The sequence below is a fragment of the Streptomyces sp. NPDC001606 genome (genome assembly GCF_053596835.1).
Genome location: NZ_JBSFHC010000009.1, coordinates 1 through 22755, shown reverse-complemented (window position 1 = coordinate 22755; position 22755 = coordinate 1). Strand labels below are relative to the sequence as shown.

The window sequence follows — 22755 nt, the reverse complement described above, 5'->3', positions numbered from 1 at the left end:
CGCCAGGGCTACAGACGGTACGCACGCGCGGACGGTTCCGGGTTCAGCGGCCCTCGTATGCCGTGGTGTGCTCGGGGCCGTCCGTCAGGAACGCGGCGACGGCACGACGGTGGTCGTCGGTGTCGGCCACCGCCGCGGCGAGCGCGGGCAGGGCGGCGTCGGCCGCCGCGACACCGCCGTCCAGCAGGCGGCGTACGACCTCCTTGGTGGCGCGGTGCGCCCGGGTGGGCCCGGTGGCCAGACGCAGCGCGTAGTTCCGCGCGTCGGCGTCGAACGACTCGGGCGGGAAGAGCGCGTTGACCACGCCCCAGTCGGCCAGCACCGACCCGCGGTACAGGTCGCCGGTCATGACGAGTTCGCGGGCCCGGCCCGGACCGGCGCGCTCGGCCAGCCGCTGGGTGCCGCCCATCGCCGGGGTGAACGCCACCTTCCGCTCGACCAGACCGAACCGTGCCTGCGGGGTGGCGACCAGGAGATCGCACGCCAGGGCCAGTTCGAAGGCCGCGGTGAGGGTCAGCGAGTGCGCGGCGAACACGGTGGGGCAGGGCAGCGCCTCCAGCGCCCGGGTGAGGCCGAGCCGGGTCCGCCAGAAGTCCTCGGCGTCCTTCGCGTCCAGCTCGGCGAAGACGCGCACGTCGACCCCCGCGCTCACGACCCGCCCCTGCGCCCGCACCAACAGCGCCCGCGGCGGATGGGCGGTCAGCCAGGCCAGCGCGTCCGCCCACGCGTCCCACATCGCCCTGTCGAACAGGTTCATCGGCGGACTGTGCAGGGTGAGGACGGCGAGCGGGCCGTCCGCCTCCAGCCGGAGTACGGCCTGCTCGCCCGTGAGGGAGGCCGGAAGCGTCATGCCACGCTCCGGAAGATGCTGATCGCGTTGTTGCCGCCGAAGCCGAAGGCGTTGTTCTGGACGTGCCGCAGGTTCGGCATGGCCAGCGCGGCGCCGGTGACCAGGTTGAGGTCCAGCTCCACGTCGGCGGGGTCGACCGCGGTCGGTGGCACCAGGCGGTGCCGCAGCGCCAGACAGGCCGCCACGGCTCCGGCCGCGCCGGCCGCGCCCATCAGATGCCCGATGGTGCTCTTGATCGCGGTGACCGCCGCCCGTGGGTACTGCTCCGCGAAGATGCCGCCCTCGATGGTGTCGTTGGCCCGGCTGCCGGTGCCGTGCGCGAAGATCACGTCGATGTCGTCGGCCTTCAGCCCGGCCTCCTCCAGCGACCTGCGGTGGCAGGCGGCGACGCCCTCGCGGTCGGGTGCGGTGGGGTGGCTCGCGTCGTTGCTGACGGCGGTGGCCAGCACCTCGGCGTAGGGGGTGGCGTCCGGGCGCAGGGCGCGCTCGGTCTGGAGCACGAACATGCCGGCGCCCTCCGACGGCGTCACATAGCGCCGGCTCCTGGTGAAGGGCCTGCACGGGGTGGGGCCGATGGCCTGGAGGGTGTTGAACCCGATGATGTTCTTCTCCGAGTAGGGGTCGCAGCCACCGACGACCGCCGTGTCGGCGACGCCCGCGCGCAGCATCTCCAGGGCGCAGGAAAGCGCCACGTTCGCGGAGGCGCAGGTGCTCTGGAGCAGATAGGCGGGGCCCGCGGCGCCCACGGTGCGGGCCACGCCCTGGGCGATGGAGTAGCTGGCGAAACCGCCGGTCTCGGCGAGGCCGCGGCGCCCGGCGACCAGATCCTCCAGTGCCCCGGCCTGGCCGTCGCTGCTGCCGACACAGACGACGGCGTCGCGCAGCGCCGCGTCCCCGGGGGCCAGTCCGGCGTCCCGCAGCGCCTCCAGCGCGGCGAACTCCGCGAACAGGGAGGCGTCGCGCGGGCGCTCCCGGGTGACCGCGTCCACCTCGGCGAGGGCGGTCTCACGGGCCGCCCTCGGCACCCGGCCGCCGAGGATGCCGGGCTTCATGCCGGCGTAGAGCGGGGGCAGTTCCACGAAGCGGCTGCGGCCCGCGCACACGTCGTCCCAGAACGGCGCGACGCCGGCGCCGGCCGGCGAGATGATGCCGAGCCCGGTGATGAAGACCCTGCTCGCTGCCGCCCGGTCCGTCCTTGCCGCGTTCCGGTTCACTGGGCCCCCTCGTCCGTGCTGTCCGTGCTGTCCGTGCGGTCTTCGTGGTCCGCGTGTTGCCGGGTCACGGTCACCGTGGCGTACCGGCCGTCCGGGGCGTGGCATTCGAGGACGGCCCGCTCATCGGGTTCCAGGGTGTGCACGAGGTCCAGGAACGCGCGGGTGGCGAAGGCGCTGTTGCGTTCCGCGAAGGCGACCGGTGCCGCGTCGCCGCCGGCCTGCCGTGGGACGGCCTTGCAGACGGTACGCATCGGACCCGGCCGCGGTGTTGCGGCGGCACCGAAGCCGAACTCGGCGGTGAGCTGGGTGCCGGTGCGCAGGAACGCGTGGGCGACACCGTCCCGGCAGGGTACGCCGGGAGTGTCGAGCCCGGCGTCGGCGACCGCCTCCGGCGCGTAGACGTCACCGACGAGGAGCCGGCCGACCTCGGACCGCCCCTGCTCCAGGGTGGACAGCACCTGCCACAGGGCGAGGACCGGGGTGAGCACGCCCGCGTTGATCGTCATGTTGCGCCCGGTCGCGCCGATGCGGAGGTTGACGAACGCCGACGCGGAACTGGAGGTGGCGTTGGGGAAGTACTGGGCGGACAGCAGCCTGCCCTTCTCCGCGGCGTGCCGCTGGAGCCGGGCCAGAGCCGCGGTGTTGCCGTACTCCGTGCCGATCACCACGGTGTCGTCGCCGCGGGTGCCGCCGTCCGGGCGCGCTCCGGTGGTGTCCTGCGCGCTGAGGACGAGATAGAGGCAGGTCCGGGTGAACGCGTCGCGGAACTGGTCGCCGGCGGTGCCGATCACCTCCTGCCAGTCGGGCGGCAGGCCCTCGCTGTCGTCCGTGCCGTTCGTCGGGCCTGGCGCGCACAGCGTGACCGGGCCCAGGGAGAACTCAAACAACACAACTCTCCATGGCGATGCTCGGGTGGGCGGGGAGGAGCGGTCGGTCAGCCGCTGACCTGCTCGCTCACATGCCGCTGGAGGTCCCCCACCGTGACCAGCTCGCGGGAGAACTCGTCGCCGAGTTCGATGTCCAGGACCGCCTCCACCTGGACGACGACATCGATCAGCTTGAGGGAATCGATGTTCAGGTCGGCCTTGAGATCCTGATCGGCCGTGATTTCAAAGGATTCCGGGAGTTCCGCGATCTGCCTCAGCACCTCGGAAATACGGCCGTCGATGACGTTGTCCGACATCTTTCCCCCATTTTTTAAAGTGACGCTTGACGGTTACGGACACTAACCAGGCGCCGAGCTGCTTGTCAATGAACGTCGGGCGAACTTTGCGCTCTTCGGGATGATGTAAAGCGCGCCGGATTGTATGTGATGCGATGCGGTCGAAAAGTTGGCCTTGACGGAAACAAGCCACATCGGCCGCGAGAAGTTCTGTAAAAATGGCTGCTCAGGCCCGTGATGCAGGGTCTTTTTTCGGCCAACTGGTCCGACTGGTGGAACTTTTGGTGACTCACGTCACGTTGCAGGTGTGTATCGCTCGGCACTAAATTCTGGTGCTTGTTGGTGACATTCGAAACGGGGGGCATTTCGTCATGTCTGCAAACCCTTCGACTCTCTCGCGTCAGGGTTGGGATCGCTGGAATCTCGGCACCGAATTCGGGATCGATGAGACGGACGGCGACTATCAGGCGCTCCGGGCCGCCTACGAAGACCTTCCGGAAGACCCTTACGCGGTCGGCTCGGGCCGATACCGCCGTTATGCCCGGGGCGTCTTTCTTCCGTGGTCCCGGGAATTCTTCTGGATGCCGGCCACGGAAAGCCAGGCCCGGGAGGGCATGAACGGCTACTACCAGGGTGACAACAACCCGGAATACGTGAACGTCACCCGGAATCTGCCGGCCATCAGCGACGAGATCTGCAACAACAAGCTGCTGCTGGACATCATCCAGTTCGACTTCTCCCAGACCCGGTGGAGCGAGGACGACGCCGTCTGGCCGCTCTACGTCGGCGTCCACCTGATCAAGCTGCACATCGAGGAGGACGGCCGGGAAGCCGTCTCCTCCCCGAACGAGCTGCACCAGGACGGCGAGCCCTACGTGTTCGCCCACCTGATCTACCGGGACAACGCCGAGGGCGGCGCCAACCTGGTCGCCACCCCCGAGTACCGGGGCAAGCAGCCCGAGGACGTGCCGCCCGCCGACCGCCTCGCCGAGTTCCAGATGGAGCGCCCCCTGGAGGCGTACGCCATCACCGACCACCTCGTCAGCCACTACGTCGGCCCCATCCGCAAGGGCGCGGCCGACCGGCCCGGCGAGCGGGCCATCCTGCTGGCCGACTGGGTGCCCATGCGTCACCGCATCTGAGGGAGCGGCACATGAACGGCGTGCGTTACCGCCATGAGCGCCCGGTGGGTGCCGAGGCCGCCGACGAACTGCGCAAGGCACTCGCGTTCCACTACGGCGACGACGTCACCGTGACACCGCTGGACAAGGGTGTCGAGGTCGTGGTCACGGCCGGGGTGACCGAGCCGGAACTCGGTGAGATGGTCCGCCACTTCCTGCGCGGCCACCGCGAGGTCCCGGTCACCGTCGTCGCCGAGCACCCCGGCCGCCCCGGACTGACCTGCACGGTGCCCGAGGACCACCGGATCGCCGTCGCCCGGGGCGCCTACCTCCAGGGCCCGGAGTGGACCGCGGCGATGGACCGGGTGCGCCGGCTGTGCCGGGAGCGGCTCGCCGAGCCGTTCGGCGCACCGCTGCTCGCGGGACCGGCGCAGCTCGCCCGCGAGGTACTCGTCCGGGCCGGCTACTACCAGAAGTTCCCGAACCTGGTGAACGCGGTCGCCCGGATCCGCGACCACTACTGGGACGGGGTCACCGTCGCCCAGCTGCGGCCCGGCCAGACAGCGGCCCGGGACTCCTTCTACCAGCCGGCCGAGACCGTCCTCACCCCGGTGACCTGTTACCACGTCTACGCCAACGCGGCCGAGCTGAAAGACCGCTACGGCACCGGGCTGTTCGGCATCGAGGGACCGGTCTTCCGGCACGAGTCGCACAACCACAGCCCGACCCGGCTGGGCGAGTTCCGGATGTTCGAACTCGTCAGGATGGGCAGCGCCGAGGAGGTCGCGGACGACTTCGCGCGCATGCTGAAGGCGTTCACGGAGTTCTTCGCCGAACTCGGCGTGCCGCACCGCGTGGTCAGCGCCTCCGACGCCTTCTTCGGAGACGCGCCGACCATGACCCGCGAGGCCCAGCTGCTCAACAAGAGCAAGTTCGAGGTGCGGGTCCCGCTCGGCACCGGCGAACTCTCCGTGGCCAGCGTCAACGCGCACGGCGAGGTGTTCGCCGACGCCTTCGCACTGCGCGGCCTCGGCGCCGACGCCACCTGCTGCGCCGGAATCGGCCTGGACCGGCTCACCTACGCCCTGCTGTCGTACGGCCTGCTCGGTACCCCGGCCTGACCCGCCGGCCCACCGAAACCCGACTCATAGAGGAAACGAGTTCCATGGAAGACCTGAAGAAGGTCGTCGACGACCTGCTGGAGCAGCTCGCCCAGGCCCGGGACGTACCGGCCGACGCGGAACCGTCGCAGATCATCATCAGCTCGCTCGACCAGATGCGCTTCCTGGTCGGCCTGGAGGAGCGGCTCGACGCGATGCTCGACGTCGGCGATGTGCTGCCCTTCGACCTGTCCGGCCGCGATGCGCTGCTCAAGAGCGTCCACGAACTGCTCGTGGAATCAGGGGTCGACCTGTGACCGCTGCGTCCGGCGGCGGTGACAGGCGATGAGCACCGCCCGGACGCGGCTGCTCGACCTGGGGGCGGTGCGCGAGGTCGTACGCGTCTCGGTGCCGCTGATGTTCGGCATGGTCGGCAACCTGGTGCTGATGCTGGTCGACCGGATCTGTCTGGCCCGCTATTCGGAGGACGCGCTCAAGGCGTCCGGACCCGCCGTCTTCACCGCCACCACGGTGATCATGGTGACCACGGGGGCGGTCGGCATCACCCGCTCGTACGTGGCACAGGCACACGGCCGCGGGGACGAGCGGGCCGCGCTGGACGAGGGCGCCAACGGATTCGTCCTCGCCCTGGCGCTCTCCGCCCTGCTGCTGCTCGCCACCCCGCTGCTGACCCTGGTCCCGCGGCTGAGCGGCCAGCCCGCGCACATCGAGGCGCTGGAGGGGCAGTTCCTCGGCCTGTCCACCCTCTACGGCTCCGTCATGACCCTCAACATGGCGCTGTCGTCGTACTTCAACGGGATGGGCCGGACCCGGGTGCCGATGGTCGTCGGCATCATCGGGCAGGCGGTCGGCGTCGTGATGACCATCGGTCTGGTCTTCGGCCGCTTCGGACTGCCCGAGCTGGGCATGCGGGGCTCCGCGCTCGGCACGCTCAGCGCCGTGTCTGTCATGTGCGTCGGCTATGCCGTCCGCCTGCCCCGCGGCTACGCGGCGGGCTTCGGCCGGCTGCTGCGCCAAGGGGCCGGCCGGGCCGCCCGGGTGCTCTGGCTGCGGCTGCGGCGCGGCGCCCCCGCGGGCGGCTCGCTCAGCCTGGAGGAACTCGGGCAGACGGCGTTCGTGTGGCTGGCCGGTGTCCTCGGGTCGGTGGCGCTCGCCGCCAACAACGTCGCACTCGCCCTGAACTACGCCGCCGTCATCCCGCTGATCGGCCTCGGCATGGGCTGCAACATCCTGTGCGGCAAGGCCGTCGGCGCCGGACGGCACCGTGACATCCCGCACCTGATGCGGGTCACCCTCACGATCTCCGGCGTCTACGTGGCCGTCGTCGCCGTCCTCCAGATCGTCACCCCGACCCTGCTGCTGAGCCCCTTCGGCCTCGACGGAGCCGGTCCCGACGTGACCGGCCACGCCGTGCAGACCTCACGGGTGCTGTGGACGTACTCCGCCGCCTTCATGTTCTCCATGGTCGGCTCCGGCGTCCTCGAGTGCCTCGGACTCGCCCGCTTCGGATTCATGGCGCGGATCGTCCTCATGTGGGGGCTGTGTGTCCCCACGATCATCGTGTTCGTCCTGCTCAACCGCGGTGACGCGGACATGCTGCCGGGCATGTGGGTGATCTTCTCCGGCTTCGAGGCGGCGATGGCGGCCATCTGCCTGTGGCGCGTGCGCCGCGCCGTCGCGGGCGGGGAGAACCGACTCCACACCGCCGACCCGGCCCAGCAGACCGCCTGACCCGCCCACCAGACAGAGAGTGTGGCCCTTTTCCGTGAACGTACTCCTCCTCGGTCGCGAGGAAGACTGCCGCGACTACCTCGACTACGCCGAACAGCGCGGCTACACCGTGCGCTTCTTCGCCCCGCCCCAGCTCGCCGCGGACGACCGCGACAACTGGCGGCGCACCGTCGTCGACGCCGCGCGCGCCGCCGTCGACCTCACCGGCCTCGACGACGTGATCTCCTTCCACGACAGCTACCAGATCCAGCTGGAGCTGATCCGCGGCGAACTGGGCATGCCGACCCGGGACATCGACACCCTCCTCTGCCTCGCCGACAAGACCCGGTTCAAGGCGCACCCCGCGGTCCGCGACCACATCACCCGCCACATCGAACTCGACCCGTCGGCCAAGGCGCCCCAGGCGCTCGCCGCCGTCACCGCGGAACTGTCCTTCCCCGTCGTGGTCAAGCCGTCCAACGGCTTCTACAGCGCGGGCGTGGTGAAGGCCGAGACCCCGGAGGAGTTCCCGAAGGCGTTCCTCCAGACCAAGCGTGTCTGCACCGTGCTGCGGGAGGGCAACGGCCAGTCCCGGATGCTCGCCGAGGAGTACCTCGACGGCAACGAGTACGCCATCGACGGCATGGTCAGCGACGGCCGGATCATCCCGCTCCAGGTGCACCGCAAGCTGCCGCCCCTGGTCGGCCCGCTCTTCCACGAAGTGGCCTATCTGACCGAGCCGTTCGACCCGGAGCTGGGCCGGGACTTCGCCGCCCTGCTGGCGGACGTGATCCCGGGCGTCGGCCTGGACGACTCGCCCTTCCACGCCGAGTTCCGGTTCGACGGCCAGGGCCGGCTGCGCATCCTCGAACTCGCCCCCCGTCTGTGCGGCGGCGGCACCACCACCTACCAGCAGCTGAGCATCTGCACCGGGCTCGACGCCTACGACCTGCTGCACCGGCTGGGCCGGGAGACCCTCGACCCCAAGCCGCTGCACCACCGCGTGGCCCTGGAGTACGACGCCCCCATCGAGCGCAGCGGCTTCCTCAAGAACACCGCCCGCGCGGTCGAGGTCTGCCGTGAGAACGACGTCACCACCGTGCACCTGCACCGCCCGGACGGCCAGTTCGTGCTCGCCCCGCCGCTCAACTTCGAGACGGTCCTGACCGCCTACTTCGCCCGGGACACCCGGGAAGAGGCCGAGGCGCTGCTGGACGTCCTGATGACCGACTGCACCATCGAGACCGAAACGGAAAAGTCCTCATGAGGCCGGAAATCAAGCGAGCCCTGCACACCATCCCGATCGGTGCCAGCTCGCCGCTGCGCGCCTGCCGCAACGTGGAGACCGAGCCGCTGGTCGTCGCCGAGGCCCACGGACAGTACCTGCACGACATCGACGGCACCCGTTACGTCGACTTCATGTACGGCTTCGGGCCGCTGATCCTCGGTCACGCACCGCAGGCCGTCAGCTCCGCCATCGCCCGCCAGGCCGCGAACGGCTCCCTGTTCGGCACGTACTGCGTGCAGGAGATCGAGCTGGCCGAACGCATCACCGCGACCGCCGGCCACCTGGAGCAGCTGCGTTTCGTGTGCAGCGGCACCGAGGCCGTGATGTCCACGCTCCGGCTGGCCCGCGCCCACACCGGCCGCACCGGGGTGCTGCGCTTCAACGGCGGCTACCACGGCCACTTCGACCTGGTGCAGAACAAGGACGAGTCCCGGATGCGCGACGCCGGTCTCGACCCGGCCGCGATGCGGTCCAACGTCTACGCCGAGTACAACGACACCGCGAGCGTCGAGCGCGCCTTCGCCGAGCACCCCGGCGAGATCGCCGCCGTCGTGGTGGAGCCGATCGCCTGCAACATGTCCCTGGTGCTGCCCGAGGACGGCTTCCTCGCCGACCTGCGCCGCATCTGCGACCGCGAGGGCGCGGTGCTGATCTTCGACGAGGTCATCACCGGCTTCCGGCTCACCTACGGCCCGGCCTCCAACCTGCTCGGGGTCACCCCCGACCTCACCGCCTTCGGCAAGATCATCGGCGGCGGCACGCCGGTCGGCGCCTTCGGCGGCCGCCGTGACATCATGCGGCTGCTGGACGAGGAGCGGGTGCTCCAGGGCGGCACCCTGGCCGGCAACCCGCTGACCATGGCGGCCGGCCTGGCCACCCTCGACGTGCTGGCGGAGCCCGGTTTCTACGAGGAGCTGGAGCGCAAGGGCGCGCTGCTGGAGGCCGCGGTGGAGCGCCACCGGGCCGAACACGGCCTCGACTTCCACTTCGTGCGCGTCGGCAGCATCTTCGCGTTCATCTTCGTCCCGCGCAGCAGCCCCGTGCGCCGCAAGGCGGATGTCGCGGCCCAGGCGCACTCGCCGTACACCACGCTGTACGCGGGCATCCGGAAGAACGGCTACCACCTCGCGCCGGACATCGAGGAGCCGATGTACATCTCCGCCGTGACGCCGGACGACACCCTGGAGGACTTCGCGGCCCAGGCCGTCGCCCTCCTCGCCACCGATCCGAACACCCCGCGGGTGACCTCCGCCTAGGGCTCGCGCTCCGGGCGGTCCGGGCTCCGTCCGGGCTGCCCGGACGCCGGACCGCCCGCCCCCTGCCGACGGGACTGGACATGAACACTGAGGTCAGCAACCTTCCCCTCCTCCCCACCCAAGAGAGCGTGCTGTTCGCCGAGGCGGCGCACGGCAGGCCGGGTACGCACAGTCTGGCGCTGGCGCTGCGACTCACCGGGCCGCTGGACCGGGCCGCCGTCGAGGGCGCGCTGCGCGCGCTGACCGAGCGGCACGAGGCGTTGCGGGTGAGCATCACCGAGCACGAGGGCGAGCCGCGGCAGACCATCGCGGCCGCGGTCACCGTGCCCTTCGAGGAGGTCGACCTCGGCACACCGGAAGACGAGAACGCCGTCCTCGAACGGTGTTTCACCGACGCCCAGGACCGGCCGTTCCGGCTGGACCGGGCGCCGCTGCTGCGGGCCACCCTGTTCCGGCTCGGCGAGCGGCGGCACGTCCTGCTGCTCGTGGCCCACCACAGCATCGCCGACGGCGACTCCCTCGACGTACTCGCCCGTGAGTTCCCGCCGCTGTACGCCGCCTGCGCCCAGGGACGTGGGAATCCGCTGCCGCCGCCCGCCCTCGGCTACGCCGACCATGTCACCGCCCGCGTCCTCAGCGCCTCCGACCGGCGCCGGGACCGCGCCCTGGAGTACTGGCGCGCCGCACTCGACGGCGCCCCCGCCACCCTGGACCTGCCGATGGCCCGGCTCGGCGGCACCACCCTGCGGCACGCGGCCACCCACCGCCAGGATCTGACGGGAGAGGTGGCGGCCCGGCTGCGCGCACTCGCCGCCGAACACCGCGCGAGCCTCTTCTCCGTCCTGGCCTCCGGCGCCTTCGCCCTGTTCGGCCGCTACACCGGCGAGCGCGACCTGGTACTCGGCGTTCCGGTGTCCACCCGGCTGGAACCGGGCTCCGAGGGACTGGTCGCGCTGACCGTCAACACCATGCCGCTGCGCGTGACGTTCGACGCCGGCCAGGACTTCCCGCCGCTGCTGCGCCAGGTGCAGGGCCGTACCTTCCAGGCGCTGCGCCAGCAGGGCGTGGCCTTCCACGAGCTGGTCCAGGCCGTCAACCCGCCCCGGTCCGCGGGCCGTCAGCCGGTCTTCCAGCTCGCACTCAACCACGTCCGCACCGGCCCCGCGGCCGAGCCGGCGGCCGGGCTGCGCGTGGAGTCGCTGCCGATCGCCAACGCCACCGCGGCGTTCGAGCTGATGATCACCTTCGTGGAGTCGGGGGACGACATCGGCTTCTACGTCGAGTACGACACCGAACGCTTCGACGCGAGCGCCGTCCGCGCCCTCGCCGACCACCTGGCACACCTGCTCGCCGGCGTCTGCGCCGACCCCGGCACCCCCCTCGCCGACGTCGACCTGATGGACGAGGAGGGGCGGCACAACGTCCTGTACCGCTGGAACGACACCACGGCCGACCTCACCGACGACACCGTCCCGGCCCTGTTCGCCCGGCAGGCCGCCCGGCGCGGCGACGCCACCGCCGTCGTCTGCGGCCAAGACCGGCTCAGTTACCGCGACCTCGACCTGCGCTCCGCCCGGCTGGCCCGGACGCTGCGGGCGCGCGGCGTCCGCGAGGGCGACTTCGTGGGCCTGGCGACCGGCCGCTCCACGGCCACCGTCGTCGCCCTGCTCGCCGTACTGCGCGCCGGAGCCGCCTATGTGCCGCTCGACCCGGTCTACCCCCGCCGGCGGCTGGCGTTCATGCTGGAGGACGCCGCCCCCGTCCTGGTGATCAGCGAGACCTCCGCCGTCGGCAGCCTTCCGGCCGGTCCCGGCGCACCCCCCGTCCTGCTGCTGGACGACCCGCGGCCGACGGAGGGCCCGGAGGAGCCCGGCGAGGACGCGTTCGCGTCCGCGGTGACCGCCGACGACACCGCCTATGTCATCTACACCTCCGGCTCCACCGGCCGGCCCAAGGGCGTGGCGGTCACCCACCGCAACATCGCCAACCTCGTCGCCTGGGCGGCCGACGCCTTCGGCGACGGGCTCGGACGGGTGCTCGCCGCGACCTCCCTCAGCTTCGACGTCTCCGTGTTCGAGATCCTCGCGCCGCTGCTCAACGGCGGCAGCATCGAGGTCGTCCGCGACCTGCTGGAGATCGGCGAACGCGGCGGCTGGCAGGGCACACTCGTCAGCGGCGTGCCCTCGGTGCTGGACCGGCTGATCGCCGACGGCGCCCCCGAGTTGCGCGCCGACCACCTCGTCCTCGCGGGCGAGGCGCTGTCCCCGCAGGTCGCCGCCCGGCTGCGGGCGGCCGTACCCGGCGCCCGGCTGGTCAACGCGTACGGCCCCACCGAGACGACCGTGTACGCCAGCGCGTCCGCCACCCGGGCGGACGGGACGGAGGAGCGGACGCCGCCGATCGGCCGCCCGCTGCGCAACACCCGGCTGTACGTCCTCGACGACCGGATGCGGCCCCTGCCCGTGGGCGTACCCGGCGAGCTGTACATCGCCGGCGCCGGCGTCAGCCGCGGCTATCTGCACCGGCCGGACCTCACCGAGGAACGGTTCGTCCCCGACCCCCACGGGGAGCCCGGAGCCCGTATGTACCGCTCCGGCGACATCGTGCTGCGCCGCCCGGACGGACAGCTCGCGTACGTCGGACGCGCCGACGACCAGGTCAAACTGCGCGGTTTCCGGGTCGAGTTGAGCGAGGTGGAGACGGTCCTCGGGGAGCAGCCCGAGGTGGCCCAGGCCGTCGTCGTCGTGCACGAGGACCGCCGGGGCGAACGCCGGCTGGTCGGTTACGTCACCCCCGCCCCGGGCGGCACACCGGACCCGGACCGGCTGCGCGCCGCAGTCGCCCGGCGGCTGCCCGAGTACATGGTCCCGGCCGCCGTCGTCCCGCTCGACGCGCTGCCGCTGTCGCCCGCCGGCAAGCTGGACCGCGGCCGGCTGCCCGATCCCGGCTTCGGCACCCACGCCGGGCGGCCGCCCCGCACCCCGGACGAGACCGCCCTCGCCGAACTGTTCGCCGAGGCGCTCGGCCTGCCCCGGGTGTCGGCCACCGACAGCTTCTTCGACCTCGGCGGACACTCGCTGCTGGGGATCCGGCTGGTCCGCCGGATCCGCGCGCGGCTGGGCGCCGAACTGACCGTGCGCGACCTGTTCGAGACGCCGACCGTGCAGGGCCTTGCCCAGCGGCTGCGCCCGGACCCCGCCGCACCCGCCCCGCGGCCCGCCCCGGCCGACGACTTCGCGGTGCTGCTGCCCCTGCGCACCAAGGGCGACCGCCCCCCGCTGTTCTGCGTCCATCCCGGGTTCGGGCTCAGCTGGAGCTACGCCGCACTGATGCGCAGGCTGGACCCCGCGCAGCCGGTCTACGCCCTCCAGGCCCGCGGCATCACCGCGGCCGACGAGATGGCCGGAAGCTATGCGGAGCTGCTCGACGACTATCTGGGCCAGATCCGGGCCGTCCGCCCGCACGGCCCGTACCGGCTGCTCGGCTGGTCCTTCGGCGGCCTGGTCGCCCACTCGCTGGCCGCCCGGCTCCAGGCCGAGGGGGAGACGGTCGAGCTGGTCGCGATGCTGGACACCGTGATGGTCACCGGTGACGAGCACACCCCGGAGGACGTCTGGGAGCTGATCGAGGCCGAGACGGCCGCCGTACGCCAGGTCGTACCGGACGAAAAGCGGTTGCTCGCGGTGGTGGAGAACCTGATCCGGGTGCGCGACCAGTTCCGTCCCGAGCGCTACCGCGGCGACGTGCTGTTCTTCGTCGCCGCCCAGGAACCCGGGCGGCCCCCGTCCTTCGCCGAGCCGTGGCTGCCGTACGTCGACGGGCGGGTGCTGGAGCACCGGATCGCCTGCACCCACATGGAGATGATGAACGCCCGCCCCGCCCGGGAGATCGGCGACCTGGTGGCCAAGGCGCTGGACACGCTCGACCACACCGCCGCCGAGCGGTGAAGGCCCCCGGTACGACCGGACACGAAACGGAGAAGGGCTCGCACCCATGCCCACCACCACTGCCCGCACCGCACTCGTTCTCGGCGGGAACCGCGGGATCGGCCTGGCCGTCGCCCGGCACCTGGCCGCCCGCGGTGACCGCGTCGCCGTCAGCCACCGCACCGGCGAGCCGCCCGCCGGGCTGTTCGGCGTACGCTGCGACGTCACCGACGCGGAGGCGGTGACCGAGGCATGCGCCCGGGTCAGGACCGAACTCGGGCCGGTGGAGGTGCTCGTCCACAACGCGGGCATCACCCGGGACCGGCCGTTCGCCACCATGACCGCCGAGGACTTCGAGGCGCCGCTGCACACCAACCTGCTCGGCGCGTTCCACGGGATCAGGCCGGTGCTGCGGGGGATGATGCGGGCCCGCTGGGGCCGGATCGTGCTGATGTCGTCCACCGTCGCGCTGTCCGGCGCGGTCGGCCAGACCAACTACGCCGCTTCCAAGGCCGGGTTGATCGGCTTCGCCCGGTCGCTGGCGCTGGAGGTGGCCGGCCACGGCATCACCGTCAACGTCGTCGCCCCCGGCTACACGGACACCGACATGGTGGCCGCCCTGCCCGCGGAGAGGCGGCAGAGCCTGCTGGCGACCGTGCCGATGCGCCGGATGGCCGACCCCGGCGAGATCGCCGCGGCGGTCGGCTATCTCACCGGCGAGGACGCCGGCTATGTCACCGGCACCGTGCTGCGCGTCGACGGCGGGATCGGCATGGGCCACTGACCGGCCCGTTCGAACCGCCCGGACCCACCCACCTTCAGGAGGAACAGGCAGTGTCCACCCGGCCGCCGCGCGCCCCGAGCCCGGCCACGCCGCTCGCCCTGGTACGGGCCACCGCGGACGTCCTGCCGCTGCTGGACACCGTCGCGCTCGCCCCGTACGAGCGGGACCGCGCCGCCCGGCTGCCGGCGGGGGAGCGCCGCGCCGACTACCTCGCCGCGCATGTGCTGGTACGGCTGTGCGCGGCGCGTCTGCTCGGGGTGGATCCCGCCGATCTGACACTGCGCCAGTCCTGCGCCGACTGCGGGGGCGAGGACCACGGCCGGCCCTTCCTGCGCGAGTGGCCCGAGGTGGGCGTCAGCCTCTCCCACGCCCGGGGCGCGGTCGCCGCCGCCGCGGGCCCGGGCCCGGTCGGCGTGGACGTCGAGGACGCCGCGGACGCGGTGTTCTCCCCGCGGGTGGCGGCCCGGGTGCTGGCCCCGGCCGAACTCGCCGCGGTGCACGCCGACTCCGATCCCGCACGCTCCTTCCTGCGGCTGTGGGTGCGCAAGGAGGCCCTGGTGAAGGTGGGCGTGGCGACGCTCGGCGCGCTGCGCGGCACCGATCTCGCCGCGTCCGGCACACCGGCCGGCTGGCGGTTCGCCGACTGGAGCAGCACGGACGGCCGCCTGATCGCCGCCGCCGTCGCCCGCACCACACCCGCCCTCGACGGCGGCCGCGACCTCACTCCCTCTCGTTTCGCCTATTCAGGAGAGCAACACGCATGACTGCGAACCAGTCCCCGGCGGGCAACCGGACCCGGACGGCGACCCCGCGCCGGTTTCTGATGTGCCCCCCGCGCCACTTCGACGTCACCTACTCCATCAACCCGTGGATGCACCCGGGCAAGCCCGTGGACGGCGGTCTCGCGCTCCGCCAGTGGGAGGGGCTGCGCGATCTCTACCGGGACCTCGGGCACACCGTGCTGGAGATAGAGCCGGCCCCGGGCCTGCCCGACATGGTCTTCGCGGCCAACGGCGCGACGGTGGTCGACGGCAAGGTGTTCGGCGCCCGCTTCCGCCACGTCGAGCGCACCGCCGAGGGCCCGCTGTACCTGGAGTGGTTCCAGCGGCAGGGCTTCGGCGAGCTGTACTGGCCGGAGCACATCAACGAGGGCGAGGGCGACTACCTGGTGGTCGGCCGCAGGCTGCTCGCCGGTACGGGTTTCCGCACCGACCAGCGCTCGCACTTCGAGGCGCAGGAGTTCTTCGGGCTGCCCGTCACCAGCCTGCGGTTGGTGAACCCGTCGTACTACCACCTGGACACCGCGCTGGCGGTGCTGTCCGAGGACGAGGTGGCCTACTACCCGAAGGCGTTCAGCGAGGGCAGCCAGGCGGTGCTGCGGGAGATGTTCCCGGACGCCGTCCTCGCGACCGACGAGGACGCGGCGGTGTTCGGGCTGAACATGCTCTCCGACGGCAGGCACGTGCTGCTGCCCCGGGCGGCCACCGGGCTCGCCGAGCGGCTCTCCGAGCGCGGTTTCGAGCCGATCGGCGTGGATCTGACCGAACTGCTCAAGGCCGGTGGCAGCGTCAAGTGCTGCACCCTGGAACTGCGGGGCTGACGCCGATGGACAGCCACATCGTCGAGCGGTACGACGAGGCCGCCGTCAACTGTCTCACCGGGAGTTACTCGATACTCGCCACGATCGCCGGCCGTCCCGTGCCCGAACAGACCGTCTTCGAGCGGGGGGACGGTTACCTCTTCCAGGCGGGCCTGGACGAGTCGGGGTACCCGGAGTACATCTTCCCGGTCGAGGAGGCCGGGGCGCTCGGCATGACCCGGTCCGGGTTCACGGTGCACAAGGAGGCCATCGACTTCGACGCACCCGGTCCGCAACTGGAGGCGCTGCTGGCGCGGCACCGGGCGGTCATCGTCTGGGTCAACACGGCCCACCTCGGCTACGCCGACATCTACCGGGACAGCAGCCCTTATCTGCACGCGGTCGTGGTGCAGGGCCTCGCCGCCGACCACGGCCATGCCGAGGTGCGCGACTGCCTCGTGGTCGGCCCCCAGCCGTTCGGCTGCCGGGCCCTGGTGACCTTCGACGACCTGGTCCGGTCGGCGGGCGACCGGATCAAGAGCGACGCGCATGACGCGATGGGCTTCTTCTACGCCGTGTCGGACGGCTCCGCAGGGTCCGAGGGGGACGCGGTCCCCGCCGGGGAACGGCGCGGGCCGGACGGGGCGGAGCTGAGCGGTGCGCTGGTCCGGCAGGCGGAGCGGTTCTTCGCGGAGGAGCGGTTCCGGGGCGCGGTCCGCCGCTACCAGGCGCTGTGCGAGGAGTGTTTCGACGGGCCGCCCGAGCGTGCCGCTTTCGGCGCGCGCCGGCTGTTCCACCATGCCTCCGTCCTCTACGCGGTGCCGAGCCTGAAGCTGATGGCGCGTTCGCTGCGGGCGGCCGGGGCGTCGGAGCGGAGCCTCGCACTCCATGAGGAGGCGATGCGGCACTGGGAGGCGATGGGTGTGCTGGCGCTGCGGTACGAGGCGACGGCGGCGGCGTCGGTGCGGAAGCGGATCGCGCAGCGGTTCGACCAGCTGGACGATGCCACGGTGAACCTGTGGGATTCGGTGGCGTCCGCTCCGTAGCCCCGCGCGCCGTTGCCGTCCGGGTAGGGGCGCGGCCGTGCCCGCACGACGCGCCCCGCAGCCGACCTGATCCGGAAGAAAGGCGCTAGCAGCCCGGGGCCGGGCGGCCCTCCACCGACGGCGCCGAACCCGGGAGCGGGCGGCCCGCCGACTCCGCCATCCGCCAGACCGCGAAACCGCCCACCACGGCCGCGGCCATCATGTAGTACGCGGGCATCATCATGTTGCCCGTCGCGCCGATCAGCGCGGTCACCACCAGCGGAGTCGTCCCGCCGAACAGCGACACGGACACGTTGAAGCCGATGGACAGGGAGCCGTAGCGCACCCGGGTCGGGAAGAGGGCGGGCAGCGCGGCCGGCATGGCCGCCGTGAAGCAGACCAGGAGCAGGCCCAGCGCGCCCATGCCCAGCGCGACGGCGAGCAGGCTGCCCTGGCGGATCAGCAGCAGGGCCGGAACCGACAGGAACAGGAAGCCCGCGCAGCCGGCCGCGATCACCGGGCGGCGGCCCACCCGGTCGGTGAGCGCCCCCGCGAACGGCTGGACGATCATCATCAGGGCCATCACGCCCAACACGACCAGCAGCCCGTGCGTCTCGTCGTACTTCAGCTCGCTCGTCAGATAGCTCGGCATGTACGACAGCAGCATGTAGTCGGTGACGTTGAAGACCAGCACCAGGCCCATGCACAGCAGCAGCGCCTTCCACTGGCCCGCCACCATCTCGCGCAGCGGCACCTTCGGCCGGGCCGCCTCCGCCTTCTCCACCTCGGCCGCGAACGCCGGGGTCTCCTCCAGCCGCATCCGCAGGTAGAGGCCGATCAGACCCATCGGGCCCGCGATCAGGAACGGGATCCGCCAGCCCCAGGCCAGCAGCTGGTCCGTGGACAGCAGGGCCGTCATCAGGGTGACCAGGCCCGCGCCGCCGATGTACCCGGCCAGCGTGCCGAACTCCAGCCAGCTGCCGAGGAAGCCGCGCCGCTTGTCGGGGGCGTACTCGGCGATGAAGGTCGAGGCGCCCGCGTACTCACCGCCGGTGGAGAAGCCCTGCACCAGCCGGGCGGCCAGCAGGAGCAGCGGCGCCCCCACGCCGATCGCCCCGTACGACGGGATCAGGCCGATCGCGAACGTGCCCGCCGCCATCATGATCATCGTGAGCGCGAGCACCTTCTGCCGGCCCACCCGGTCGCCCAGCGGGCCGAAGACCATGCCGCCGAGCGGGCGGACCAGGAAGGCCGCCGCGAAGGCGCCGAAGGTCGACAGCAGCTGCGTGGTCGGGTTGCCGGACGGGAAGAAGACCTTGCCCAGGGTGACCGCGATGTAGCTGTAGACACCGAAGTCGAACCACTCCATCGCGTTGCCGAGCGCGGCCGCCTTCACGGCACGCCGGACGAGCGCGGGGTCGGTGACGGTGAGGTCGCGGTCACGGTCGCGGGCCGGTACGACCGGCCGGGTCTGCGGGATGACGGCTGTGGCGCTGGCCAAAACGGGGCTCGCCTGCCTTTCGACGGGGACAGGGACGCGGTCCGGGCGGCGGCGGTGACGCCCGGGACCGAAGAACACTGAATCGACCATAGGGCGACTCGGGGCCCTTACGTGGCGTATGCAAATAAGTGCATGGTGCAATTTAATGCGCCGCACCCAGGCGTTTCCGGCCGCTCGCTCCGTGCCGGTCCGAGCGCTCACTGTGATCCTTCTCGCGTCCCGGCGGGCGTCCGGAGGCCGGACAGATTATGGTCTTTCCGGACAAAAGAGGGAGGAACGTCAAGCGAAACGGAGGGTATCCCGGGCCTCCCTCCCGGGGCTGGCGCGCCTCATGGGGTGCGCGGCGGAACCCCCCGGCGTACAGGGTGCCGCGGATGAACGGGGCGGGAGGCCGGCGAGACGTGGCGAACGCGAACGTGCACCGCAGCGGGCGGCCCGGGGACGCCTTCGGCGGCGCGCCGGGTGCCGGACTGCACGCCGCCCGGCTCGCCCTGTGGGCCGTGGTGGCCCTCCTCGCCGCCCGCCGGATGGCCCGCGCCCTGACCGCCCCGAGCGGCGAACGCCTCACCGACCTGGAGACCTGGGTCGGCCCGCACGGCGTCCTGCGCCGGGCGGGGTGCTGAGCTGCCGACGTGCGGCGCCGCTTTGCCGGCCGTGAGGCTACAGCCGCTGGATGATCGTCCCGGTCGCCAGCGCGCCACCCGCGCACATGGTGATGAGGGCGAACTCCTTGTCGGTGCGCTCCAGTTCGTGCAGGGCGGTGGTGATCAGCCGGGCGCCCGTCGCGCCGACCGGGTGTCCCAGGGCGATCGCGCCGCCGTTGACGTTGACCTTGTCCAGGTCCTGCTCGAAGACCCTGGCCCAGCTGAGGACCACGGACGCGAAGGCCTCGTTGATCTCGACCAGGTCGATGTCCTTCAGGGACATGCCCGCCTTGCCCAGCACCGCGCGGGTCGCATCCACCGGTCCGTCCAGATGGAAGTGGGGGTCCGCGCCGACCAGGGCCTGGGCCACGATCCGGGCCCGGGGCCGCAGTTTCAGCGCCCGCGCCATCCGCTTCGACGCCCACATGATCGCGGCCGCGCCGTCCGAGATCTGGGAGGAGTTCCCGGCCGTGTGGATCGCCGTCGGCATCACCGGCTTCAGGCCCGCCAGCGCCGCCATGGAGGTGTCGCGCAGCCCCTCGTCCTTGTCGACGAGCCGCCACATGCCCTGCCCGGCGTGCTGCTCCTCCTCGGTGGTGGGCACCTGCACGGCGAAGGTCTCCCGCTTGAAGCGCTCCTCGGACCAGGCGACGGCGGCCCGCTCCTGCGAGCGCAGGCCCAGTGCGTCCGCGTCCTCGCGGGTCAGCCCCCGGCGGCGGGCGATGCGCTCGGCCGCCTCGAACTGGTTGGGCAGGTCCACGTTCCACTCGTCCGGGAAGGGCTTGCCGGGGCCGTGCTTCGACCCCGAGCCCAGCGGCACCCGGGACATGGCCTCCACGCCACAGCTGATCCCTACGTCGATCACCCCGGTCGCGACCATGGTGGCGACCAGGTGCGAGGCCTGCTGGGAGGAGCCGCACTGGCAGTCGACCGTCGTCGCGGCCGTCTCGTAGGGCAGGCCCATGGCCAGCCAGGCGGTGCGCGCGGGGTTCATGGACTGCTCGCCGGCGTGGGTGACCGTGCCGCCGACGATCTGTTCGACCGCGTCGGCGGGGATGCCGGTGCGGCCGAGGAGTTCCCGGTAGGTCTCGCCCAGGAGGTAGGCGGGGTGCAGATTGGCGAGCGCGCCGCCGCGCTTGCCGATCGGGGTCCGTACGGCTTCGACGATCACGGGTTCGGCGGCCATGGGTGCGGGTCCTCTCCGAGAGGGCTCTCCTCCGAACTAGTACGCGTTCTAGTTCTGTTGTGCAGTCTGCTGACGTGACGTGCATCACCGCAAGAGTCTTGCAGCGGATTACGGGTGCGTGGGCGGCGGATTGGGGCTGTCGTACCCCTTGTCAGTTGTAGAACCCGTTACTACGTTCGCCCCACTCGCTGATGGACCGTCAGATGGCTGGAGCCGCCGATGCCCTGTCCAGCGCTGCCCGACGGGTTCGACTTCACCGACCCCGATCTGCTGCACCACCGCGTGCCCCTGCCGGAGTTCGCCGAGCTGCGCCGCAGCGAACCGGTCCGCTGGATCCCGCAGGCCGGCAAGGTCGCCGGCTTCGCGGACGCGGGCTACTGGGCCGTCACCCGGCACGCGGACGTCAAGTACGTCTCCACCCACCCGGAACTCTTCTCCTCCTCCCTCAACACCGCGGTCATCCGGTTCGACGCGCACATCCGGCGCGAGACGATCGACGCCCAGCGGCTCATCCTGCTCAACATGGATCCCCCGGAACATACGCGCGTGCGCCAGATCGTGCAGCGCGGCTTCACGCCACGCTCGATCCGGGCCCTGGAGGGGCGGCTGCGCGCCCGCGCGGAGGCGATCGTGGCGGCGGCCCGCGCCCGCACCGGCCCCTTCGACTTCGTCACCGAGGTCGCCTGCGAACTGCCGCTCCAGGCCATCGCCGAGCTGATCGGGGTGCCCCAGCAGGACCGGTCCCGGATCTTCGACTGGTCGAACAGGATGATCGCCTACGACGACCCCGAGTACGCCATCACCCAGGAGGTCGGCGCGCGGTCGGCCGCCGAGATCATCGCCTACGCGATGGCCATGGCCGCGGCGCGCAAGCAGTGCCCGGCGCAGGACATCGTCAGCACGCTCGTCGCGGCCGAGGACGAGGGCAACCTGAACTCCGACGAGTTCGGCTTCTTCGTGCTGATGCTGGCGGTGGCGGGCAACGAGACCACCCGCAACGCCATCACGCACGGCATGCACGCCTTCCTCACCCACCCCGACCAGTGGGAGCTGTTCCGCCGCGAGCGCCCGTCGACCACCGCCGAGGAGATCGTGCGCTGGGCGACCCCGGTCAACGCCTTCCAGCGGACCGCCACCCAGGACACCGAGCTGGGCGGGGTCCGGATCGCCCAGGGCGACCGGGTCGGCCTCTTCTACGCCTCCGCCAACCACGACCCCGAGGTCTTCACCGACCCCGACGCCTTCGACATCACCCGCGATCCCAACCCCCACCTCGGCTTCGGCGGGGGCGGCCCGCACTACTGCCTGGGTAAGTCACTGGCCGTCCTGGAGATCGACCTGATCTTCAACGCCGTCGCCGACGCGATGCCCACCCTGACCCTGACCGAGGCCCCCCGGCGGCTGCGCTCGTCCTGGATCAACGGGGTGAAGGAGCTGATGGTGCGGGTCTGACCCGGTCCGTCCCTCACTCCCGGCCGGAGGCCAGCGCCGCCAGGGCCGCGGCGGTGAGGGCCGCGATCAGCAGGGGGAGCGCAAGCCCGTGGTGCAGGACCAGCCAGCCGCCCAGGCAGGCGCCGGCGAACATGGCGGCCGCGGAGGCGGTACGGCGCCGGGAGCGGTGGCCGGTGGCGTCGCCGAGCGGGGACTCGGCGGCGAGGCCGGTCAGGGTCATGGTCAGGACCGTGGTGGTCAGGTCGGCGACGCCCAGTTTGCGGACGGTGGCGTTGCGCAGGCCCATCGCCAGGGCGGTCAGCGCGATGAGCGCGTACGTCGTGCCGACCGTGCCCGGCCGGACGAAGGCCACCGCCGCCGACCCGCCCACCAGCACGGCCTCCGCCGCCAGCGCCAGCCGGGCCCACCTTCTGCGCGACACCGCGGCGAAGCGGGCCGCCACCCGGCCGCCCGTCACCGCGCCGGTCAGGAAGCAGCCGAGCGACGCGGCCGTGTGGGGCACCGAGAAGCCCGGCGCCCCGGCGGCCGCGAAGCCCAGGACGACCACGTTGCCGGTCATGTTGGCGGTGAAGACCCGGCCCAGCCCCAGATAGCTGACCGCGTCGATCAGCCCGCTCACCACGGTCAGCGTCAGCAGCACGGCCACCAGGCGCACTCCACGCGCCTCCCGGTCCGGGGCCTTCGGCGGTTCCTGCGGTGCGGGCGTCCTCGTCACCGCTCCACTCCACCACGCGTGGCGGCGCGGGACGGGGAACGCGCGGGCATACACGCGCACCCCCGCCCGGGAGGGGCGGGGGTGCGGTGGCTCACATCGGCGCGGTCGACGCGCGGGGAACGGCTCAGTACCAGCCGTTGGCCTGCCAGAAGGACCAGGCCTTGACCGGGCTGCCGTAGCGGGAGTTCATGTAGTCCAGGCCCCACTTGATCTGGGTGGCG

The 22755-nt window shown here is 72.0% G+C and carries 21 protein-coding genes; 13 read left to right on the top strand and 8 right to left on the bottom strand.

Features of this window, described 5'->3' with window-relative positions; all coding sequences use genetic code 11:
* Positions 1–43 precede the first annotated feature (43 nt).
* From ACWCV9_RS18055 to ACWCV9_RS18040, 4 genes are read right to left on the bottom strand one after another with little or no spacing between them, the layout of a single operon-like run.
* Positions 44–850 (bottom strand): enoyl-CoA hydratase/isomerase family protein, encoded by an 807-nt coding sequence (locus ACWCV9_RS18055; RefSeq protein WP_450787742.1) that lies wholly within the window; start codon positions 848–850, stop codon positions 44–46.
* The gene (locus ACWCV9_RS18050; protein ID WP_450787740.1) at positions 847–2064 is read right to left on the bottom strand and encodes a beta-ketoacyl synthase N-terminal-like domain-containing protein; all 1218 of its coding nucleotides are present in this window, start codon (positions 2062–2064) and stop codon (positions 847–849) included. Before ACWCV9_RS18050 ends, ACWCV9_RS18055 begins: the two co-directional genes overlap by 4 nt.
* A complete protein-coding gene (locus tag ACWCV9_RS18045) occupies positions 2061–2951 on the bottom strand; it encodes a hypothetical protein (protein WP_450787739.1) in 891 nt (296 codons plus the stop codon). The genes ACWCV9_RS18050 and ACWCV9_RS18045 overlap by 4 nt, the downstream gene beginning before the upstream one ends.
* A gap of 47 nt (positions 2952–2998) precedes the next feature.
* The gene (locus tag ACWCV9_RS18040; protein WP_450787737.1) at positions 2999–3247 is read right to left on the bottom strand and encodes an acyl carrier protein; all 249 of its coding nucleotides are present in this window, start codon (positions 3245–3247) and stop codon (positions 2999–3001) included.
* A 350-nt stretch (positions 3248–3597) separates the two neighbouring features.
* Between ACWCV9_RS18040 and ACWCV9_RS18035 the strand changes: the two genes are divergently transcribed.
* The 11 genes from ACWCV9_RS18035 (at position 3598) to ACWCV9_RS17985 (ending at position 17057) form a co-directional block, all read left to right on the top strand.
* A complete protein-coding gene (locus tag ACWCV9_RS18035) occupies positions 3598–4368 on the top strand; it encodes a 2OG-Fe dioxygenase family protein (RefSeq protein WP_450787735.1) in 771 nt (256 codons plus the stop codon).
* 11 nt (positions 4369–4379) lie between these two features.
* Positions 4380–5468 carry an aminoacyl--tRNA ligase-related protein gene (locus ACWCV9_RS18030; protein ID WP_450787733.1) on the top strand — a complete coding sequence of 363 codons (1089 nt, stop codon included), beginning with the start codon at positions 4380–4382 and terminating at the stop codon, positions 5466–5468.
* Positions 5469–5512: 44 nt separating this feature from the next.
* The gene (locus ACWCV9_RS18025; RefSeq protein WP_450787731.1) at positions 5513–5764 is read left to right on the top strand and encodes a hypothetical protein; all 252 of its coding nucleotides are present in this window, start codon (positions 5513–5515) and stop codon (positions 5762–5764) included.
* A 28-nt stretch (positions 5765–5792) separates the two neighbouring features.
* A complete protein-coding gene (locus ACWCV9_RS18020; protein WP_450787729.1) occupies positions 5793–7199 on the top strand; it encodes an MATE family efflux transporter in 1407 nt (468 codons plus the stop codon).
* Positions 7200–7233: 34 nt separating this feature from the next.
* The gene (locus ACWCV9_RS18015; protein ID WP_450787727.1) at positions 7234–8445 is read left to right on the top strand and encodes an ATP-grasp domain-containing protein; all 1212 of its coding nucleotides are present in this window, start codon (positions 7234–7236) and stop codon (positions 8443–8445) included.
* Positions 8442–9722 carry an aspartate aminotransferase family protein gene (locus ACWCV9_RS18010; RefSeq protein ID WP_450787726.1) on the top strand — a complete coding sequence of 427 codons (1281 nt, stop codon included), beginning with the start codon at positions 8442–8444 and terminating at the stop codon, positions 9720–9722. The genes ACWCV9_RS18015 and ACWCV9_RS18010 overlap by 4 nt, the downstream gene beginning before the upstream one ends.
* Positions 9723–9802: 80 nt before the next feature.
* The gene (locus ACWCV9_RS18005; RefSeq protein ID WP_450787724.1) at positions 9803–13669 is read left to right on the top strand and encodes a non-ribosomal peptide synthetase; all 3867 of its coding nucleotides are present in this window, start codon (positions 9803–9805) and stop codon (positions 13667–13669) included.
* Between the two features lie 46 nt (positions 13670–13715).
* Positions 13716–14432 (top strand): 3-oxoacyl-ACP reductase FabG, encoded by a 717-nt coding sequence (fabG, locus tag ACWCV9_RS18000; protein WP_450787722.1) that lies wholly within the window; start codon positions 13716–13718, stop codon positions 14430–14432.
* 50 nt (positions 14433–14482) lie between these two features.
* Positions 14483–15196, top strand: coding sequence for a 4'-phosphopantetheinyl transferase family protein (locus tag ACWCV9_RS17995; RefSeq protein ID WP_450787720.1), 714 nt, complete (start codon positions 14483–14485; stop codon positions 15194–15196).
* Positions 15193–16032, top strand: coding sequence for a dimethylargininase (gene ddaH / locus ACWCV9_RS17990; protein WP_450787719.1), 840 nt, complete (start codon positions 15193–15195; stop codon positions 16030–16032). The genes ACWCV9_RS17995 and ddaH overlap by 4 nt, the downstream gene beginning before the upstream one ends.
* A gap of 5 nt (positions 16033–16037) precedes the next feature.
* Positions 16038–17057, top strand: coding sequence for a hypothetical protein (locus ACWCV9_RS17985; RefSeq protein ID WP_450787718.1), 1020 nt, complete (start codon positions 16038–16040; stop codon positions 17055–17057).
* 85 nt (positions 17058–17142) lie between these two features.
* Here ACWCV9_RS17985 and proP read toward each other — a convergent pair whose 3' ends face one another.
* Entirely contained in the window at positions 17143–18537 is a 1395-nt protein-coding gene (gene proP, locus ACWCV9_RS17980; RefSeq protein WP_450787716.1) for a glycine betaine/L-proline transporter ProP, read from the bottom strand.
* Between the two features lie 401 nt (positions 18538–18938).
* Between proP and ACWCV9_RS17975 the strand changes: the two genes are divergently transcribed.
* Positions 18939–19160 carry a hypothetical protein gene (locus ACWCV9_RS17975; RefSeq protein WP_450787714.1) on the top strand — a complete coding sequence of 74 codons (222 nt, stop codon included), beginning with the start codon at positions 18939–18941 and terminating at the stop codon, positions 19158–19160.
* Between the two features lie 37 nt (positions 19161–19197).
* On the opposite strand, the gene ACWCV9_RS17970 is transcribed toward ACWCV9_RS17975, so the two are convergent.
* Positions 19198–20367, bottom strand: a complete 1170-nt coding sequence (locus ACWCV9_RS17970; protein WP_450787712.1) for a steroid 3-ketoacyl-CoA thiolase — start codon at positions 20365–20367, stop codon at positions 19198–19200.
* A 219-nt stretch (positions 20368–20586) separates the two neighbouring features.
* Between ACWCV9_RS17970 and ACWCV9_RS17965 the strand changes: the two genes are divergently transcribed.
* Entirely contained in the window at positions 20587–21819 is a 1233-nt protein-coding gene (locus ACWCV9_RS17965; RefSeq protein ID WP_450787711.1) for a cytochrome P450, read from the top strand.
* Positions 21820–21832: 13 nt separating this feature from the next.
* Here the strand turns inward: ACWCV9_RS17965 and ACWCV9_RS17960 are convergent, their stop codons facing one another.
* Together ACWCV9_RS17960 and ACWCV9_RS17955 are read right to left on the bottom strand one after the other, a co-directional pair.
* Positions 21833–22534 carry a YoaK family protein gene (locus ACWCV9_RS17960; protein WP_450787709.1) on the bottom strand — a complete coding sequence of 234 codons (702 nt, stop codon included), beginning with the start codon at positions 22532–22534 and terminating at the stop codon, positions 21833–21835.
* A 124-nt stretch (positions 22535–22658) separates the two neighbouring features.
* A partial coding sequence (locus ACWCV9_RS17955; protein ID WP_450788068.1) for an aggregation-promoting factor C-terminal-like domain-containing protein occupies positions 22659–22755 on the bottom strand: 97 nt, incomplete at its 5' end.

Coding starts and splice junctions, on each gene's coding strand:
- ACWCV9_RS18055 (WP_450787742.1), bottom strand. CDS start 850: ATGACGCTTCCGGCCTCCCTCACGGGCGAGCAGGCCGTACTCCGGCTG.
- ACWCV9_RS18040 (WP_450787737.1), bottom strand. CDS start 3,247: ATGTCGGACAACGTCATCGACGGCCGTATTTCCGAGGTGCTGAGGCAG.
- ACWCV9_RS18035 (WP_450787735.1), top strand. CDS start 3,598: ATGTCTGCAAACCCTTCGACTCTCTCGCGTCAGGGTTGGGATCGCTGG.
- ACWCV9_RS18030 (WP_450787733.1), top strand. CDS start 4,380: ATGAACGGCGTGCGTTACCGCCATGAGCGCCCGGTGGGTGCCGAGGCC.
- ACWCV9_RS18025 (WP_450787731.1), top strand. CDS start 5,513: ATGGAAGACCTGAAGAAGGTCGTCGACGACCTGCTGGAGCAGCTCGCC.
- ACWCV9_RS18020 (WP_450787729.1), top strand. CDS start 5,793: ATGAGCACCGCCCGGACGCGGCTGCTCGACCTGGGGGCGGTGCGCGAG.
- ACWCV9_RS18010 (WP_450787726.1), top strand. CDS start 8,442: ATGAGGCCGGAAATCAAGCGAGCCCTGCACACCATCCCGATCGGTGCC.
- ACWCV9_RS18005 (WP_450787724.1), top strand. CDS start 9,803: ATGAACACTGAGGTCAGCAACCTTCCCCTCCTCCCCACCCAAGAGAGC.
- fabG (WP_450787722.1), top strand. CDS start 13,716: ATGCCCACCACCACTGCCCGCACCGCACTCGTTCTCGGCGGGAACCGC.
- ddaH (WP_450787719.1), top strand. CDS start 15,193: ATGACTGCGAACCAGTCCCCGGCGGGCAACCGGACCCGGACGGCGACC.
- ACWCV9_RS17985 (WP_450787718.1), top strand. CDS start 16,038: ATGGACAGCCACATCGTCGAGCGGTACGACGAGGCCGCCGTCAACTGT.
- ACWCV9_RS17970 (WP_450787712.1), bottom strand. CDS start 20,367: ATGGCCGCCGAACCCGTGATCGTCGAAGCCGTACGGACCCCGATCGGC.
- ACWCV9_RS17965 (WP_450787711.1), top strand. CDS start 20,587: ATGCCCTGTCCAGCGCTGCCCGACGGGTTCGACTTCACCGACCCCGAT.